The sequence below is a fragment of the Sphingobium sp. CR28 genome (assembly GCF_052327305.1).
GTDB lineage: Bacteria > Pseudomonadota > Alphaproteobacteria > Sphingomonadales > Sphingomonadaceae > Sphingobium.
This window is the reverse complement of record NZ_CP182486.1, coordinates 667,325-682,517: the sequence shown is the minus strand read 5'-3', so window position 1 is coordinate 682,517 and position 15,193 is coordinate 667,325. Positions and strand designations below refer to the sequence as shown.

At 62.4% G+C, this 15,193-nt stretch carries 13 protein-coding genes; 11 read left to right on the top strand and 2 right to left on the bottom strand.

The window, feature by feature from the left end:
• Positions 1 to 12: 12 nt before the first annotated feature.
• Together hemN and ACNAOH_RS03165 are read left to right on the top strand one after the other, a co-directional pair.
• Positions 13 to 1,308, top strand: a complete 1,296-nt coding sequence (gene hemN / locus ACNAOH_RS03170) for an oxygen-independent coproporphyrinogen III oxidase (protein ID WP_443971327.1) — start codon at positions 13 to 15, stop codon at positions 1,306 to 1,308.
• Between the two features lie 146 nt (positions 1,309 to 1,454).
• The gene (locus ACNAOH_RS03165) at positions 1,455 to 1,748 is read left to right on the top strand and encodes a plasmid stabilization protein (protein ID WP_443971326.1); all 294 of its coding nucleotides are present in this window, start codon (positions 1,455 to 1,457) and stop codon (positions 1,746 to 1,748) included.
• Positions 1,749 to 1,867: 119 nt separating this feature from the next.
• On the opposite strand, the gene ACNAOH_RS03160 is transcribed toward ACNAOH_RS03165, so the two are convergent.
• The gene (locus tag ACNAOH_RS03160; protein ID WP_443971325.1) at positions 1,868 to 2,134 is read right to left on the bottom strand and encodes a DUF2171 domain-containing protein; all 267 of its coding nucleotides are present in this window, start codon (positions 2,132 to 2,134) and stop codon (positions 1,868 to 1,870) included.
• 508 nt (positions 2,135 to 2,642) lie between these two features.
• Between ACNAOH_RS03160 and ACNAOH_RS03155 the strand changes: the two genes are divergently transcribed.
• The 5 genes from ACNAOH_RS03155 to ACNAOH_RS03135 all read left to right on the top strand — a co-directional run bounded on the left by ACNAOH_RS03155 (position 2,643) and on the right by ACNAOH_RS03135 (position 8,382).
• Entirely contained in the window at positions 2,643 to 3,554 is a 912-nt protein-coding gene (locus tag ACNAOH_RS03155; protein ID WP_443971324.1) for a 2-keto-4-pentenoate hydratase, read from the top strand.
• A gap of 110 nt (positions 3,555 to 3,664) precedes the next feature.
• Positions 3,665 to 5,110 (top strand): efflux transporter outer membrane subunit, encoded by a 1,446-nt coding sequence (locus ACNAOH_RS03150; protein ID WP_443971323.1) that lies wholly within the window; start codon positions 3,665 to 3,667, stop codon positions 5,108 to 5,110.
• Positions 5,111 to 5,123: 13 nt separating this feature from the next.
• Positions 5,124 to 6,446, top strand: a complete 1,323-nt coding sequence (locus ACNAOH_RS03145) for an efflux RND transporter periplasmic adaptor subunit (protein WP_443971322.1) — start codon at positions 5,124 to 5,126, stop codon at positions 6,444 to 6,446.
• A gap of 13 nt (positions 6,447 to 6,459) precedes the next feature.
• Positions 6,460 to 7,173, top strand: coding sequence for an ABC transporter ATP-binding protein (locus ACNAOH_RS03140; RefSeq protein ID WP_443971321.1), 714 nt, complete (start codon positions 6,460 to 6,462; stop codon positions 7,171 to 7,173).
• Positions 7,174 to 8,382 (top strand): ABC transporter permease, encoded by a 1,209-nt coding sequence (locus ACNAOH_RS03135; protein ID WP_443971320.1) that lies wholly within the window; start codon positions 7,174 to 7,176, stop codon positions 8,380 to 8,382. It begins immediately after the preceding gene.
• A 67-nt stretch (positions 8,383 to 8,449) separates the two neighbouring features.
• Here the strand turns inward: ACNAOH_RS03135 and ACNAOH_RS03130 are convergent, their stop codons facing one another.
• Entirely contained in the window at positions 8,450 to 9,190 is a 741-nt protein-coding gene (locus ACNAOH_RS03130) for an arylesterase (RefSeq protein WP_443971319.1), read from the bottom strand.
• A 16-nt stretch (positions 9,191 to 9,206) separates the two neighbouring features.
• Between ACNAOH_RS03130 and ACNAOH_RS03125 the strand changes: the two genes are divergently transcribed.
• The 4 genes from ACNAOH_RS03125 to ACNAOH_RS03110 all read left to right on the top strand — a co-directional run bounded on the left by ACNAOH_RS03125 (position 9,207) and on the right by ACNAOH_RS03110 (position 14,688).
• The gene (locus ACNAOH_RS03125) at positions 9,207 to 9,908 is read left to right on the top strand and encodes an ABC transporter ATP-binding protein (protein WP_443971318.1); all 702 of its coding nucleotides are present in this window, start codon (positions 9,207 to 9,209) and stop codon (positions 9,906 to 9,908) included.
• Positions 9,905 to 12,445, top strand: coding sequence for an ABC transporter permease (locus ACNAOH_RS03120; protein ID WP_443971317.1), 2,541 nt, complete (start codon positions 9,905 to 9,907; stop codon positions 12,443 to 12,445). Before ACNAOH_RS03125 ends, ACNAOH_RS03120 begins: the two co-directional genes overlap by 4 nt.
• Before the next feature lie 144 nt (positions 12,446 to 12,589).
• Positions 12,590 to 13,642, top strand: coding sequence for an SMP-30/gluconolactonase/LRE family protein (locus ACNAOH_RS03115; RefSeq protein WP_443971316.1), 1,053 nt, complete (start codon positions 12,590 to 12,592; stop codon positions 13,640 to 13,642).
• Positions 13,639 to 14,688, top strand: a complete 1,050-nt coding sequence (locus ACNAOH_RS03110) for a cupin domain-containing protein (RefSeq protein WP_443971315.1) — start codon at positions 13,639 to 13,641, stop codon at positions 14,686 to 14,688. Before ACNAOH_RS03115 ends, ACNAOH_RS03110 begins: the two co-directional genes overlap by 4 nt.
• The last annotated feature ends 505 nt before the right edge of the window (positions 14,689 to 15,193 follow it).

Genomic DNA, 15,193 nt, shown 5'->3' with positions numbered 1-15,193 from the left:
TAGCGTTGCGCCATGTGGACCTATCACCCTGATCTGCTCGCTCGCCCGGTGCCGCGCTACACCAGCTACCCGACGGCGATGGAATTTGCCGAAGAGGTCGGCGCGGAGCACTATGCGCGTGCGCTTGACGGTCTTGAATCCGCGACGCCGGTCTCGCTTTATGTGCACATTCCCTTTTGCGAGCAGATTTGCTGGTACTGCGGCTGCAATACTGGCGCGTCTGGCCGGAAACAGCGGCTGACCGACTATCTTACTGCGCTTCATGCGGAAATCGCCCTCGTGGCGAAGCGGCTCGGCGGCCGGGGACGCATTCGCAGGATCGCCTTTGGCGGAGGCAGTCCCAATGCGATCGCGCCGGTGGAATTCGTGCGCTTGCTGGACCGGTTGCTGACGGTTTTCGATGCTAATCGTCCCGAGGTCTCGATCGAGATCGATCCGCGCGGTTTTACGCCGGAATGGGCGCTGGTCCTCGCGGCGTCGAACGTCACGCGTGTCAGCCTGGGCGTGCAGACTTTCGCGCCGCATGTGCAGCAAGCCATCGGCCGGGTGCAGCCGCTCTCCGATATTGAAACAGTGATGACTTCGCTGCGATTGCGGAAGATCGAGGCGATCAATTTCGACCTGATGTATGGCCTTCCGGGTCAAAGCCTAGCCGATCTTGAGGAAACTCTCACTGAAACGATCCGGCTCGCGCCGAGCCGCGTCGCATTGTTCGGTTATGCCCATCTGCCCCAGATGCTGCCGCGCCAGCGACGGATCGATGCGACGAACCTGCCGGATCAGCGCTTGCGGTTCGAGCAGGCGGAGCTGGGCTATCGGCGGTTGACCGAGGCTGGATATATTCCCGTCGGCTTCGATCATTTCGCTCATCCGCGTGACCCGCTGGCGGCTGCCGCACGAGAAGGCCGGGTTAATCGCAACTTCCAGGGATTCACCGAGGATGATGCGCCCGTTCTCCTTGGTTTCGGCGCAAGCGCGATTAGTCGCTTTCCCCATCTGATTGTTCAGAACGAGAAGCGCGCAGGCCCCTATCGCGATCTTCTGGGGGAAGGGCGGCTCGCCGCCGCGCGCGGTGTCACCCTCGATGCGGAGGAGAGCGTTCGGGCCACGACCATCCGCGATTTGCTGTGCAATGGCCGCGCTCATCTCGCCAATGCGGCCGCCGTCCGCAGCAGCAGCACAATGGCGGATTTCGAGCAGCGCGGCCTCATTGATTGGCAGCAGGATGAACTCGTCATCAGAAGTACCGGGTTGCCTTATGCGCGGCATATCGCTGCGCAATTTGACCAGCGCCGCGCGGGTTGCTGAACCTCTAGCGGTTGATTGCAGCCAAGTCGTTGCGCTGACGACCGATCGCTCCAAATGTCTGACGTTCGCCCGGGGTGTGTCGTAGCGAACGGCACCAATAGACAATCTGCTGGTTCTGTCCGGAGGGGGCGGCAAAGGAGAGCGTCATGCCTCGCGGAGACAAATCCAGCTATACCGACAAGCAAAAGCGCAAAGCCGAACATATTGAGGAAGGCTATGAAGATCGCGGCGTAAGTCGCGAGGAAGCCGAGCGCCGTGCCTGGGCGACCGTGAACAAGGAGTCCGGCGGCGGCAATAAGTCCGGATCAGGGCGCGGCAAGAAAGATAGCCACGAATCGTCGCGCAAGGGCGGGCGGATCGGTGGATCGAGCCAGAGCCATGAGAAGCGTTCGGCTGCTGCCAAAAAGGGCTGGGAAACGCGGCGCAAGAAGGCGAGCTGATTTTATCTTGAACGACTAAGCGCTTTTCGATTTCGCGCCCGTCCTAAGTTCGATCGCGCCATCAAGGCATGGGGATTTTTGGAAAATCCCCATGCACTTATTCGTTGGTGGTGATCGGCCTAATCGTTGCGGTCGGCCAGCGGTTCGCCACTTTCTTCTTCCTCGAGCAGAATAGCGGCGGAGCCATTTGCGGAGAGCCGAACCTGATTGCCCTCGACAGTCGCAATCAGTCCACCCGAAAAATAATGATGGTGATCGTCGTGCGATCCGCTGTCGGCCTTGGTCATTTTGATACGGTTGCCTTCAACCTTGTCGACAGTGCCGATATGGACACCATCGGCGCCGATAATTTCCATATGCTCTTTGATCTGGCTAATATCGACCATGTTCAAGCTCCTTCCTGTCTGCTTCACTGTTGGGAGGGGTAATCTTCTGGTTTGACGGTCCCTACGTTCGGCCGGTCCTCGACCTTTTCCTGTGGTTGGCCGCCGCCCGTGCGGGTGTTATGATTGGCGCTGTCCGGTCTTGCATCACCGAGCGGGCCTCGGGGCATATCGTCAGGGTGGCGATTTCGGTCGGCATGTGCGCCGTCGCCACTTTGCTTTCGATCGTCCATGCATCTTCTCCTCTCGCCGTGCCCGGTCTCCGCATGGTGCGATGTTCTGCGGGGACACGCGGCTTGCGCTTCTCCCTTCAAACACCCGAGAACGGAAATTGTGGCGTGGTCGCTCAGAAAGAGATGAGAAATGCCGACAGGTAAGGATGTGTGTTCCTCAAACGGATCGAGGCGAGGGGGAGCGCCCGCTTTCGCGAAGGCATTGAGCGACACGACAAGCTCTGGCAGGATATCCCCGCGATAGAACATAGTGTTGCAAGGATGAGGACAGCCAGACGATGAGCCTTTTCGGACGATTTAATCCCGCGACTTCCTTCTCTGGGTCGGCTTGCGCCCTGGCGTTCTCCCTTGCCGCGCTGAGCTTTTCTGGCGTTGCTCAGGCGGCGGAGGCTGACTGCCCCGCCAACCCGCGTGTGGATGCGGCAGCGGCAGCATGGAAGGCGCATCAGCAGCAGCCCCCTCTATCGATTGATCTTAAAGACGCAGTCTGCTTCCGAAATGCTCTGCTCGCGAAGCTGGCACCTGAGCTCGGCCCGTTGATCGGTTACAAGGTCGGTATCTGGAGCGCGGCGGCTCGGGCGACCTACAAGGTCGATGGACCGCTTGTCGGTATGCTTTATCGGAACATGATGATTCCTGAAGGGAAGCCGGTTTCCCTCAGCTCGATTTTTGCCCCGATGGCTGAAGCCGACTTCCTCGTCGTGATAGGCGATGCAGGGATCAATCGGGCCCGCACGCGAGAAGAGGCCTATCGGCATATCCGTGGTTACAGGCCGTTCATTGAGCTCGCCGACAATCACTATCCTGCACCGGTTACGCCGGATGCCGGGCGCGTCGCGGCTCTGAATGTAACGGCGCGCAGCGGCGTCATGGGAGCCGAAGTGGCACTGCCGCAGACCCCCGCCGGGTTTGCCGCGCTCGCTGCTCTGAAGGTCGACACCGTGATCAGCGGGCCAAGTGGAATGCGCGAAGAAAGCGCGGTAAGCGCGAAGAGTTTGGGCGATCCGGTAGAGATCGTGCTCGCTGCGCGTGATCTTCTTCGCAAGGAGGGCATCCAGCTCAAGGCTGGCGACATCATCAGCCTCGGCACGCTGACGCCGGCGCATCCGCCTGTTGCGGGAGAGCGTTTCACCGTGCGCTATACGGTCGGCGACCGCACCAGCGAAATAAGCGCGGCGTTCACGCCCTGAGGCGAGGCGCACGCGCGAGACGCGCTGCACCTCGCGTTGAGCGGGGATGATTGCCTATATGTTACAATTTGCGACTGGACCAAATCGCCTGTCCTTTGCACTCAGGCAGCATGTGGCGTATCAAATTCCTGCTCCTCACTGGCGTCGTGCTGCTGCCCGCATGTACGCAGGCTCCGAAATACCGACCGAGCACAGCATCGAGCCTCGGCGTGCCGGATCAATGGTCCGTCACGGCTGAGTCCGGGCAGCAGAACCTCGATCGCTGGTGGCAGAGCTTTAACGATCCCGTCCTGACCAAGCTGGTTGACGAGGCGGTGTCAGCCAATCTCGATCTCGCGCAGGCCGTCGCTAGACTGAGGCAGGCGCGGGAGTCGCTCATCGTCAGCCGTGCGGCTCTTTTCCCGTCCCTCACTGGCTCCGGCAGCTATAGCCGCTCGGAACCTCTGCGTGGTGGAGGGGCCTCCCTCACTCTTCCTGATGGCACCGTAGTCAGCGCCGGTGGTGGCGGGCGCGACAGCTTCTCCCTTGGTCTGGATGCCAGCTATCAGGTCGATCTTTTCGGCGGCGTGGCGAGTTCGGTTTCGGCCAGTCGCGCGGATTATGAAGCATCGGGCTTCAATTACGCGACTGTGCTGCTCTCGGTAGAGAGCGAAGTCGCACGAAATTATGTGCTCGCAAGGGCCTATCAGGCGCAGCTGGCAAATGCTCAGGCCAGCTTGGCCATTCAAGACGATAATCTGGAGATCGCAGGTTTTCGCGTGCAGGCGGGTCTGGTTTCCTCGCTCGATGCCGAGCAGGCGCGCGCGAGCCGGGCGCAGACCGCCGCGAGCGTTCCTCAGGTGGAACAGCAGTATAATGCTGCGGTTTCGCGCATCGCAGTGCTGACGGGCCGAGAGCCCGGCGCCCTCAAGCCGCTGCTGGGTGAAGTCAAGCCGATCCCCACCGGGCCGAACAGCATTGCGGCAGGCATTCCTGCGGACGTGCTTCGCCAGCGTCCGGACGTGCGGGCAGCCGAGCGTTCGCTCGCGGCTGCCACCGCGCGCATCGGCGTTGCCAAGGCCCAGATCTTGCCCGCGCTCAATCTTACCGGCAATATCCGCGCCAATGCGCCGACCATGGGGGATCTCCTCGATACCATCACCGGTGGCATCTTCGCCGGCATTAGTCAGGCGATTTTCAACGCTGGCCGGCTCAACGCGCAGGTCCGCTCCAGCCGCGCGGCGGCGGACGGCGCATTCGCCGCTTATAAATCGACGCTTCTGGGCGCGCTTGAGGATGTCGAAAATGCGTTGGTCGCGCTTCGTTCGGCAGAAGAGCGGGAGCGTCAGTTCTCCATCGCCTATGAGGCGGCCAACAATTCAGCGATCCTGGCACGCAGCCAGTATAATTCTGGCCTCACCGACTTCACGACGCTGAACACCCAGGAGGCGTCTCTCGTCTCCGCGCGTAACGGTCTGGTCCAGGCCAGATCCGACAAGGCGACCGCAGCCGTCACGCTTTATGCGGCGCTTGGCGGCGGATGGGATTCAAGCACGACACCGACTGCGCCCAATTGAGCGGAAAGAAACAATGGCAGATCAAAACCTTGATGAGTTCCTTGGCGTGAGGGCGCAACCGTCCTGGCAGCGTTATGCCAAGTGGGGCGGCGTAGCGCTGGTCCTGCTGCTGCTTCTCTGGCTGTTGATGCGCTTTCTGGGCGGCGGTGATGCGGTCGGCTATGCGACCGCTCCGGTGGAGCGCGGTGCGCTGGTCACTACGGTCTCGGCAACCGGCAAGCTGGCGCCGACCAATCAGGTGACCGTCGGTTCCCAGCTTTCCGGCCTCGTCGTGAAGGTGCTGGTCGATGTGAACGACCGGGTGTCGGCGGGGCAGGCTCTCGCCGAGATCGATCCCGAGCAGATCGAGGACCAGATCCGGCAGGGGCAGGCGCAGCTCTCTGCCAATCAGGCGCAGGTAGCCCAAGCCACGGCCACCGTGGCGGAATCGCAGGCGCAACTGGCTCGCCTCGAAGAGGTTTCGCGCCTTTCTAACGGTCGCGTGCCCTCCCGCACGGAAATGCAGACCGGGCAGGCGAACGTCCAGCGTGCGCTGGCTGCGCTCAAGGTCGCGCAGGCAAATGTGCTGGCGAGCAAGGCTGCGCTTTCGCAGAACCAGACACAGCGTGCCCGCGCCATCATCCACTCGCCTGTTGCGGGCGTGGTGCTGGCTCGCGAGGTGGACCCAGGCCAGACTGTCGCGGCTTCGTTCAACACGCCCACTCTTTTCGTGATCGCTGAGGATCTCTCGAAGATGAAACTGCAGGTGTCCATCGACGAGGCGGACGTCGGATCGGTGAAGGAAGGCCAGAAGGCGAACTTCACAGTCGATGCCTTCCCGGGTCGCACCTTCCCGGCTGTCATCACGCGCGTGGACATTGGCTCCAACCAGACGGTTTCCTCGTCCACTTCATCCTCGACCGCCACCGCAGGCGCATCGACTGGCACGGTCGTCTCCTATGCGGCCGATCTCTCGGTCTCCAACGAGAAGCTGGAGTTGCGCCCCGGCATGACTGCCACAGCCGACATCGTTACATCGGACAAGAAGAATATCCTTCTCGTTCCCAATGCGGCTCTTCGCTTTACGCCCACAAGCGGGGCCAGCGGCGGTCGCCCAAGCAGCGGCATTACCGGTGCGCTTCGCATGGGGCCGAGGCGGCAGGGCGGCGGCGCGGACCGCACCGCCACGCTGAGCAAGGGTGCCGAGCAGACCGTTTATGTGCAAGGTGAAGACGGACAACCCCGTGCGGTCAAAGTGACTACCGGCGATACTGACGGCTCGCGCACGGAGGTTCTCTCCGGCGGCCTCAAGCCCGGCATGCAGGTCATCACTAGTCAGCTTGCGGGCGGCAAGTGAGGCAGTGGGGATCGTGACGACCGATCCATTCATCGCAATGCGCCGGATCACTAAGGTCTATGGCGAAGGTGCGACGGCTTTTCAGGCGCTCAAAGGCGTGGACCTGAATGTCGCTCAGGGGGACTTTATTGCCGTCATGGGGCCGTCAGGCTCGGGGAAATCGACGGCGATGAACATCCTTGGATGCCTTGATGTGCCGACGACCGGAGAGTTCATCTTTAAGGGCGTGCATATCGAGACGCTGGACCGGGACGAGCGCGCTCTTCTGCGGCGACGCTATCTGGGCTTCGTCTTTCAGGGCTTTAATCTGCTGGCGCGCACCACGGCGCTCGAAAATGTCGAGCTGCCGCTGCTCTACCGGGGTGATCCCAAGGAACAGCGCCGCGAGGCGGCTATGAGCGCGCTGGAGAAAGTGGGACTCGACCGGTGGTGGGACCATACGCCTGCCCAGCTTTCGGGTGGACAGCAGCAGCGCGTCGCGATTGCCCGCGCCATTGTGACCAACCCCGACGTTTTGCTGGCGGATGAGCCAACCGGCAATCTCGACAGCGCCCGCTCGGTGGAGATCATGCAACTGCTTGCTAGCCTTAACCGCGATGCGGGCATCACTGTGCTCATGGTAACGCACGAGCCGGATATGGCGGAATTCGCCAAGACCATCGTCCACTTCAAGGACGGGCTGGTGGATCGGATCGAGGCAGCCGCCGGCGGCGTGGGAGCGCACTAGATGCTTGGAACGACCTTCATGCTCGCTCTGCGCTCCATCCTGCGTCACAAGATGCGCTCGTTCCTTACGACGCTTGGCATCATTATCGGCGTGGCGGCCGTCGTGACCATGGTGACGCTCGGCAAAGCGACGACGGCGGCGGTTCAGCAGCAGATCGCGGCACTTGGCACCAATGTGCTGCAGGTGCGGCCCGGCCAGGGATTCGGGCGCGGCGGCGGCGGCCCTATGCCCGCCGCTTTCGATCCGGCGGACATTCAGGCGATCCAGCAGCAACTGGCCGGCATAACTGCCGTGGCACCGCAGGCTCAGGCCAGCGCGACGGCCATTTATGAAGGCGCCAACTGGTCCACTACGATCAACGGCACGACGTCCGCCTATTTCACCGTTCAGCCATGGGAGTTGTCCGGGGGGCGTTATTTCACGCCGCAGGAGGAGTCTGCTGGAAAGGCGGTTTGCATCATTGGCGCTACCGTGGAGAAAAACCTGTTCCGCAGCGGCGAGGCCGTGGGCAAGCGCTTCAGGATCGGTGAAGTGAGCTGCGACGTCATTGGCACGCTTGTCACGCGAGGGCAGGCCGGCTTCGGCGGGGATCAGGACGATGTGGTCATCATGCCAATCAAGGCCGTGCAGAGGCGCTTTACAGGCTCGCTGGATATTCGGGCCATCCTTATTGGCGTCGATCAGCGGTACGACACCACGCAGGTCCAGGCCTCACTCTCCGCGTTGCTGCGCGACCGCCGCCATATCGCGGCGGGCAAGGACGATGATTTCAATATCTTCGATACCAAGCAGATCTCCGACACACTGACCGGAACCACGACCATGCTCACGCGGATCGTGGCGGCCGTGGCGGGGATCAGTCTGGTGGTGGGCGGCATCGGCATCATGAACATCATGCTCGTCTCCGTGACCGAGCGCACACGGGAGATCGGCATTCGCCTCGCCATTGGCGCGATCGCGCGCGAAGTGCTGATGCAGTTTCTTGTGGAGGCGGTGGTGCTCTCATGTCTCGGCGGCGTAGTGGGGCTGTTGATCGCGCAGCTCGCAATTGCCGGCGCGACGCCACTCATGCAGGTGCCCTGGACGTTTGACCTTCAGATCAACGTCTTTGCGTTCGTGATTTCCGCCGTGATTGGCGTGGTCTTCGGCTATTTCCCGGCGCGCCGGGCCGCCGCCCTTAACCCCATCGACGCGCTTCGGCACGAATAGCCTTCATGCAAATGTCAGCGCGGTTGTGCCGCGGCCGCATGGCTTGCATGGGTGGGCATGCGGGCGCTTAGCTGGCCGATTCATTCCTGCCTGCGTTGGCCTTCTCCAGCGCCGCGCGCACTTGCGGGGCAATCCGCTTGACCACCACATCCACGCCGGCAGCGTTAGGATGGACCGTGTCCGCCTGCATGAGCTTGGTGTCGCCGATCACGCCTTCCAGAAAGAAGGGGTAGAGTGGCACCTCATAGTCCTTGGCGAGGGCGGGGTAGATCGCATTGAATCGTGTGGCATAGTCCGGTCCCATGTTCGGCGCGGCGAGCATTCCCGTGAGCATCACCGGGATATTTCGGGCGCGAAGCTTGTCGAGCATCTGCCGGAGGTTAGCGTCGGTCCGTGCCGGATCGATACCCCGCAGCATGTCGTTCCCTCCCAGTCCCAGCAGAACGAGATCGGGGCGGCGCGGGAGCCCGTCGAGCGTGAAATCGAGCCGTTCCAGCCCACCTTGCGTGGTCTCGCCAGACACACCGGCGTTGCGCACATCGGCGGTCACGCCAGCGCTTTTCAGCGCCTGCTGTAGCTCGTGGGGAAAGCTCTCATTTTGCGCCACGCCGTAGCCGGCATAGAGGCTGTCACCAAAGGCCAGGATCAGCTTGCCTTGAGCCTGCTGGGGCGCGGCTTCTCTGGCCACGTTCTCGCTGCCAGCTTCAGTCCGATTTACGACCTGATTTGCGCCGGGTTCGCCCGAGCAGGCGCTAAGCGATTGCAGAGCGAGCGCTCCCAACACATATGCTTGCCATCCTCTTGCCATCAGGGCTTCCTCATTCATGCACGGCCGAACCGACGCTTCCCATATCGCGATCGATGCGCGCGATGTCACCCTCTCGCTAGGCGCGGGGGATGCGCAGACCAGAATATTGAAGGGCGTGAGCTTATCTATTCCGCGAGGCGAGAGCCTAGCCATTCTCGGGCCGTCGGGCTCGGGCAAGTCCTCGCTCATGGCGATCCTCTCTGGCCTTGAGCGGGCGACGAGCGGCGAAGTCACCGTCGCCGGGATCGATTTCGCCCGAATGAGCGAGGACGCGCTGGCGCGCGCCCGGCGAGGCCGCATCGGCATCATATTGCAGAGCTTCCATCTGCTGCCGACCATGACAGCGCTCGAGAATGTTGCGGTCCCGCTCGAACTGGCCGGCATTGGCGATGCGTCTGGGCAGGCGGGAACCGAGCTTGAGGCCGTTGGCCTTTCCCACCGGCTCCATCATTACCCCTCGCAGCTTTCCGGCGGAGAACAGCAGCGCGTGGCCATTGCCCGCGCGGTCGCGCCTAGACCGCCGATTTTGTTCGCCGATGAGCCGACCGGAAACCTCGACAGCCGCACGAGCGAGGCGATCGTCGACGTTCTGTTCGACCGGCGGTCAGCGGCCGACGCGACGCTCGTCATGATCACGCATGATCTTGCGCTCGCCAGACGGTGCGACCGCATTGTGGAGATGCGCGACGGAGAGATTGTTTCGGACGGGCGCCCGTGAGCGACGTGCCGGAGGCGAGGGGCTGGTCCACCCACTGGCGGTTGGCGCGGCGCGATCTTGCACGCAGTTTTCGTGGCCTGCGGCTGCTTTTCATCTGCCTTTTTCTGGGCGTGGCGACACTGGCGACGATTGGCAGCCTCACGGCCGCGATCACGGGCGAAATCTCGTCCAGAGGCCGCGAGTTGCTCGGCGGCGATGTGGAGATCGCTTTGTCCCAGCGGGAAGTCACCGCAGAGCAAAAGGCGGCGTTCCGGCGGGAAGGGGCACTCAGCGAGACCGTCCGCCTTCGGGCCATGGCGCAACGATCGGTCGGTGCCGCCACCCCCGGTGAGGGTCCGGCAGCGGTTCTGACGGAACTCAAGGGCGTGGATGGTGCCTATCCACTCTACGGAAGTCTGACGGTTCAAGGCAGCCGCGCAGCATCTCTTGGTCCGGGTGAAGTCGTAATCGGTCAGGCGCTGGCGGATCGGCTCACGATCCGGACGGGCGACGCGCTTCGTTATGGCAATGCCAGCTTCCTTATTCGTGGGATCATCGCCGACGAGCCGGATCGGGTGGGGGAGGGGTTCACGCTCGGACCCGTCGCGATCACGACCATTGAGGGTGTACGGCGAACCGGCCTGATCCAGCCGGGCAGTCTCTACACCAGCAAATATCGTCTGCGTCTTCCACCGCAGACGGACGTCGAGCAGGTGCGCGATCGCCTCAAACAGGCGTTTCCGGAGGCCGGTTTCGAGATCAAGGACCGGGAACGCGCCGCTCCGGGGACCAGCCGGTTTTTCGAGCGGCTCGGTCAGTTTCTGTCGCTCATCGGCCTAGCGGCGTTAGCCATTGCCGGCATCGGCGTCAGTAATGGCGTGACGTCCTATCTTACACTCAAGCGAAACGGCATCGCCACGTTGAAGATTCTGGGCGCAACGTCTGGCGACATCGCGCGGATCTATCTTCTCCAGATCGGGGCCGTCGCCGCGGTGGCGATCCTGTGCGGACTGGGCGCCGGCGTAATCATCCCGTTTGCGCTGGTCAGAGCCATTGGCGACCTGCTCCCGGTTCAGCCTGCCAATGTGCTTTCAGTCACGCCGCTCGTCGTCAGCGGGCTCTACGGCTTGCTGATCGCGCTGCTGTTTACTCTGCCGCCACTGCTGCGCGCCAGAACGACACCCGCCGCGGGACTGTTTCGCGAGACCGTCGATAATCAGCGCCGGGTGGATCGTCTGACTGTCGTCACCGTCACGTTGACCAGTCTGGTTCTGCTGGTCCTCGCGCTGGGAACTGCGCGCGAGCCTCTGTTTGCGGCGGCGGTGCTCGCGGCGGTAGGGGCTGTGGTCGTCCTGCTGTTGGGCATAGGATACGCCCTGAGGGTCGCGGCGCGAAGGATGCCGCCCGCGCGCCACCCCTTCCTGCGTCTGGTGGTGGCTAATCTTCACCGTCCGGGCGCGCAGACGACGGCGCTCGTCATTGCTCTTGGCCTTGGACTGACGCTGTTCGTGACCCTGGCGGCGATCCAGTCCAGCCTTTCGAATGAGATGCGCACGACCGTGCCTGAAACCGCGCCGGACCAGTTCGTGCTCGATATTCCCATGGCCCAGCAGCAGGCGTTTCGCGCGCTGGTGGCGCAGCATGCGCCTCACGCGGAGCTCAATCTCGTACCCGCCCTGCGCGGCACGATCGTCGCTTTCGCCGGACAGCGCGTTTCGGATCTGAAGGCTCTCCCTGAGGGGGCGTGGTTTCTGCGCGGCGAGCGCGGCGTCACTTATAGCGATGTCCTGCCCGAAGGGTCCGAACTGGTCGAGGGGCAATGGTGGCCGAGCAGCTACTCCGGCCCTCCGCTCATTTCGCTGGATCGGGAGGCCGCGCAAATCATGGGCGTGGGCGTGGGAGACAGTCTCACCGTTTCCGTGCTGGGGCGCGAGATCGATGCGCGGATCGCCTCGCTGCGGCAGGTCAACTGGGAGACGATGGGTTTCAACTACATCGTGGTCTTCTCTCCCAATACGTTGCGGACCGCGCCGCACAGTCTCACGGCCACGATCAGCCTGCCGGGCACGTCCAATCCGGCGATGACCCGCGCGTTGCTTTCGGCCTTTCCGTCCATTTCGATCATCGAGGTGAGCGACGTGCTGACGCAGGTGACAACTCTGCTTGGCTATATGTCGACGGCGATTGTCCTCGCAGGGTCGGTCACGATCCTTGCAGGCATCGCCGTGCTCATCGGCGCTATCGCCGCGTCCCGGCAGAGGCGCGCCTATGACAGCGTGATCCTGAAAGTTCTGGGCGCCACGCGGGGGCAGATACTTGGGGCACAAGCGCTCGAATATGCGCTGCTTGCCACTGTCCTGGCGGGAGTAGCCCTCGCGCTTGGGTTGGGCGCGGGATGGTTCGTCATCGTCCGGGTTTTCGAGTTCCACTGGGCGCCTGACTGGCTCCTGGTCCTCGCCACGCTCGCGGGAGGCGCTATCCTGACACTGGGAATCGGCCTTGTCGGGTCGATCCCGCTCCTCTCCGTGCGCCCGGCAAGCGCTTTCCGGCAGGTATGACCTCTTGCGACCTTTCCGGCGTTTTGGAGGTGGAACAGCTTGGCAAGACTCGTTAACGTCCGCCCCGATACGGAACGAGGCGGCCCCCTCATCTAGGATGTTGGGTCGCAGGGTCACGCGATGGAAGCGACAAAAGGAGAGGATATGCGCGGGAAGATCATGGCGAGCGTCGCCGCACTTGGAGTAATGGCCTCGCTCGCTGGTTGCTCGGGCGGCAGTGAGCAGGCTGCCAACGGGAGCAATGAAATCGTGAACAATTCCGCTACGGCTGAAGTCGCTGCGTCCGTCGAGCGGCTGGATCCGGCGCTTGACGCTGTGATCGCCCCTGATGCGAAGATCGAGAAAGTGGCAAGCGGCTTTGCCTTCACGGAAGGCCCGGTATGGTACAAGGGCCGCCTGTGGTTCGCCGATCTGCCGAACAATCGTGTCGTCGCGACGACGGCTGACGGCAAGACCGAGACTGTGATCGAAGAGAGCGGCGGCACACCTACGCCTTCGACCAGCGGGTTCAAGGGCTCCAACGGCATGGTCGTCGATAAGGACGGCACGCTGCTGATTACCCAGCATGCCGCACGCCAGATCGCTCGCGTCGACGATGAGATGAAAATCACGACCTTCCTGGACAAGTTTGAGGGCAAGCGCCTCAACAGCCCGAACGACCTTGTTTACGCGCCGGACGGCGCCCTGTGGTTCACTGACCCTTCCTATGGCCTTGCCAAGCAGAACGACGACCCCGCCAAGGAGATCAAGTTCAACGGCGTCTATCGCTACAAGGATGGCAAGCTGACGGCGGCGATCAAGGATTTGACCATGCCGAATGGCCTCGGCTTCTCGCCGGACGGCAAGGTGCTGTATGTCGCCAATTCCGGGCCGGCGATGGCCCTGTGGCGTTATGATGTCGCGGCGGACGGCACCGTCTCGAACGGTAAGCCGCTGGCCGAATGGCCCGGCTCGGCTGACGATGTGCCCGATGGCCTGAAGGTCGACAGTGCCGGCAACATCTGGGCGACCGGCCCGGGCGGCATCCGCATTATCGCGCCCGACGGCAAGGTGCTTGGCCAGATCAAGCTGCCCGAAGTGGCGGCGAACCTGGGCTGGGCGGACGATGGCAAGACCGCCTATATCACCGCATCGACCAGCATCTACCGTATCCCGCTTGCCGGTCGCGGCCAGATGCCGCTCTATGTGAAGCCATGAGCTACTGGACGAACCGGTCGCGGCCCGCCGCGATCGGTGCGGCCGGACTTTTCGTCGCTCTCCCGGCGCTGGCACTCGCTCAGCCGGTCGGCATGACTCTGCCGGACGATCCCTATACGGCGTCCAGTCCGCTTTCGCGCACGCATGTGCCGCTTGCGGAGCGCATCGCGCATGGGGGAGATGGAAAGCTCGAATCCTATCCGCCCCACCCGGCCGTTCACAACGGATCCGGGCCGATGAACTACATGTCGCTGTGGAACGACAGCCCCACTGGCGAAGGCCGGGGCGCGAAATTCAACCTCGGCGTCAATCTCTACTTCCTCCATCGTGGCGTGATTCCGCCGGGCGGCGGGATCGGCATGCATTTCCACAATTATTGCGAGGAGATGTTTGTCATTCTGGATGGCGAGGCTGAGTATACTATCGATAGCCGCACCTCCGTCGTGAAAGGTCCGGGAGGCGCGGTTGCGCGGCTTGGACATAGCCATGCCATCACGAACCAGAGCGACAAGCCGGTTCAGTGGATGAACATCAATGTTGGCCTGTTGCCGCATTTTTACGATGCGGACGACCGGAGTGACGGGCGCGTCGGTGCACCGAAGGATGCGATTCCCCAGTTCACTACCATGAACCTCTCGAAGGCACTCGATCGGCCGGTTGAGAACTATATGGGCGGGAAGGGCACCGTAATGTACCATCGCGGTATTGGCCCGTCGAACTTCTACACGACCTGGTCCTATGTGGATCATCTCGTGCTTCCCGCCGGAACCAGCATAGGCCCCGCGACCCGCAAGGATATGGCGGAGATCTATTATGTACTCGGCGGTGCTGGCACTGCCACGATTGGCAGGGAAACGGTTACAATCAAGGCCGGCGATGCGGTTCCCGCTGCGCTGGAGGAGAGCCGCGCCTTTGCCCAGAGCGGTGCTGAACCGCTCGAACTGATGGTGATCGGCATTGCGCGTAACCAGAACGCCAAGCGCGACTACATGCTTTCGCCCGAGAGCCGCGTGGGAGGGCCTGCCCCGGCGCGTCCGGCGCGGTAGGAGCCGTTTTTGCTCTTGAGAAGGGCTTAAGCGGAACGTTCCACAGCGGCTGAACAGTGCTCGGGTGAGACGCAGCCTTTGCGACGGCTATGGGAGAACGCTGCCGCGTCCCGGCGGGACGCTTACGCACAGGAAAATGGTGCCAGAAGAGGAACCACAGCGAAGGAGCAGAACGTTGTTTTCAAATGATAAAATAGATTTTGTCCTTGGCTATGTTCACATTTATGGACACAAGTCGCACCCGCGACCACAAGTTTGACGCCCGTTACTTCCATCTTCTCCTCGGTCGGGACGGCCCGCTTCTGTCCTTCGGCGTCAGTGAGAATTTCCCTCCAAGGTTGGCACTTAGGTTAGACCTGTGCTCAAACGAAATTCACGCACAACCCCATCACTTATCCGTGTTCAAAGGCACGCCGTCGCAAGCGGCTAAAACGGCATGGGGCAAGGCATGGCTATCTGAGGTGATGCCTACAATGCACGCGTGAGCTAGAACTGAAAAAGTCAC

Coding starts and splice junctions, on each gene's coding strand:
- ACNAOH_RS03165 (WP_443971326.1), top strand. CDS start 1,455: ATGCCTCGCGGAGACAAATCCAGCTATACCGACAAGCAAAAGCGCAAA.
- ACNAOH_RS03135 (WP_443971320.1), top strand. CDS start 7,174: ATGCTTGGAACGACCTTCATGCTCGCTCTGCGCTCCATCCTGCGTCAC.
- ACNAOH_RS03155 (WP_443971324.1), top strand. CDS start 2,643: ATGAGCCTTTTCGGACGATTTAATCCCGCGACTTCCTTCTCTGGGTCG.
- ACNAOH_RS03150 (WP_443971323.1), top strand. CDS start 3,665: ATGTGGCGTATCAAATTCCTGCTCCTCACTGGCGTCGTGCTGCTGCCC.
- ACNAOH_RS03125 (WP_443971318.1), top strand. CDS start 9,207: ATGCACGGCCGAACCGACGCTTCCCATATCGCGATCGATGCGCGCGAT.
- hemN (WP_443971327.1), top strand. CDS start 13: ATGTGGACCTATCACCCTGATCTGCTCGCTCGCCCGGTGCCGCGCTAC.
- ACNAOH_RS03145 (WP_443971322.1), top strand. CDS start 5,124: ATGGCAGATCAAAACCTTGATGAGTTCCTTGGCGTGAGGGCGCAACCG.
- ACNAOH_RS03130 (WP_443971319.1), bottom strand. CDS start 9,190: ATGGCAAGAGGATGGCAAGCATATGTGTTGGGAGCGCTCGCTCTGCAA.
- ACNAOH_RS03160 (WP_443971325.1), bottom strand. CDS start 2,134: ATGGTCGATATTAGCCAGATCAAAGAGCATATGGAAATTATCGGCGCC.
- ACNAOH_RS03115 (WP_443971316.1), top strand. CDS start 12,590: ATGCGCGGGAAGATCATGGCGAGCGTCGCCGCACTTGGAGTAATGGCC.
- ACNAOH_RS03110 (WP_443971315.1), top strand. CDS start 13,639: ATGAGCTACTGGACGAACCGGTCGCGGCCCGCCGCGATCGGTGCGGCC.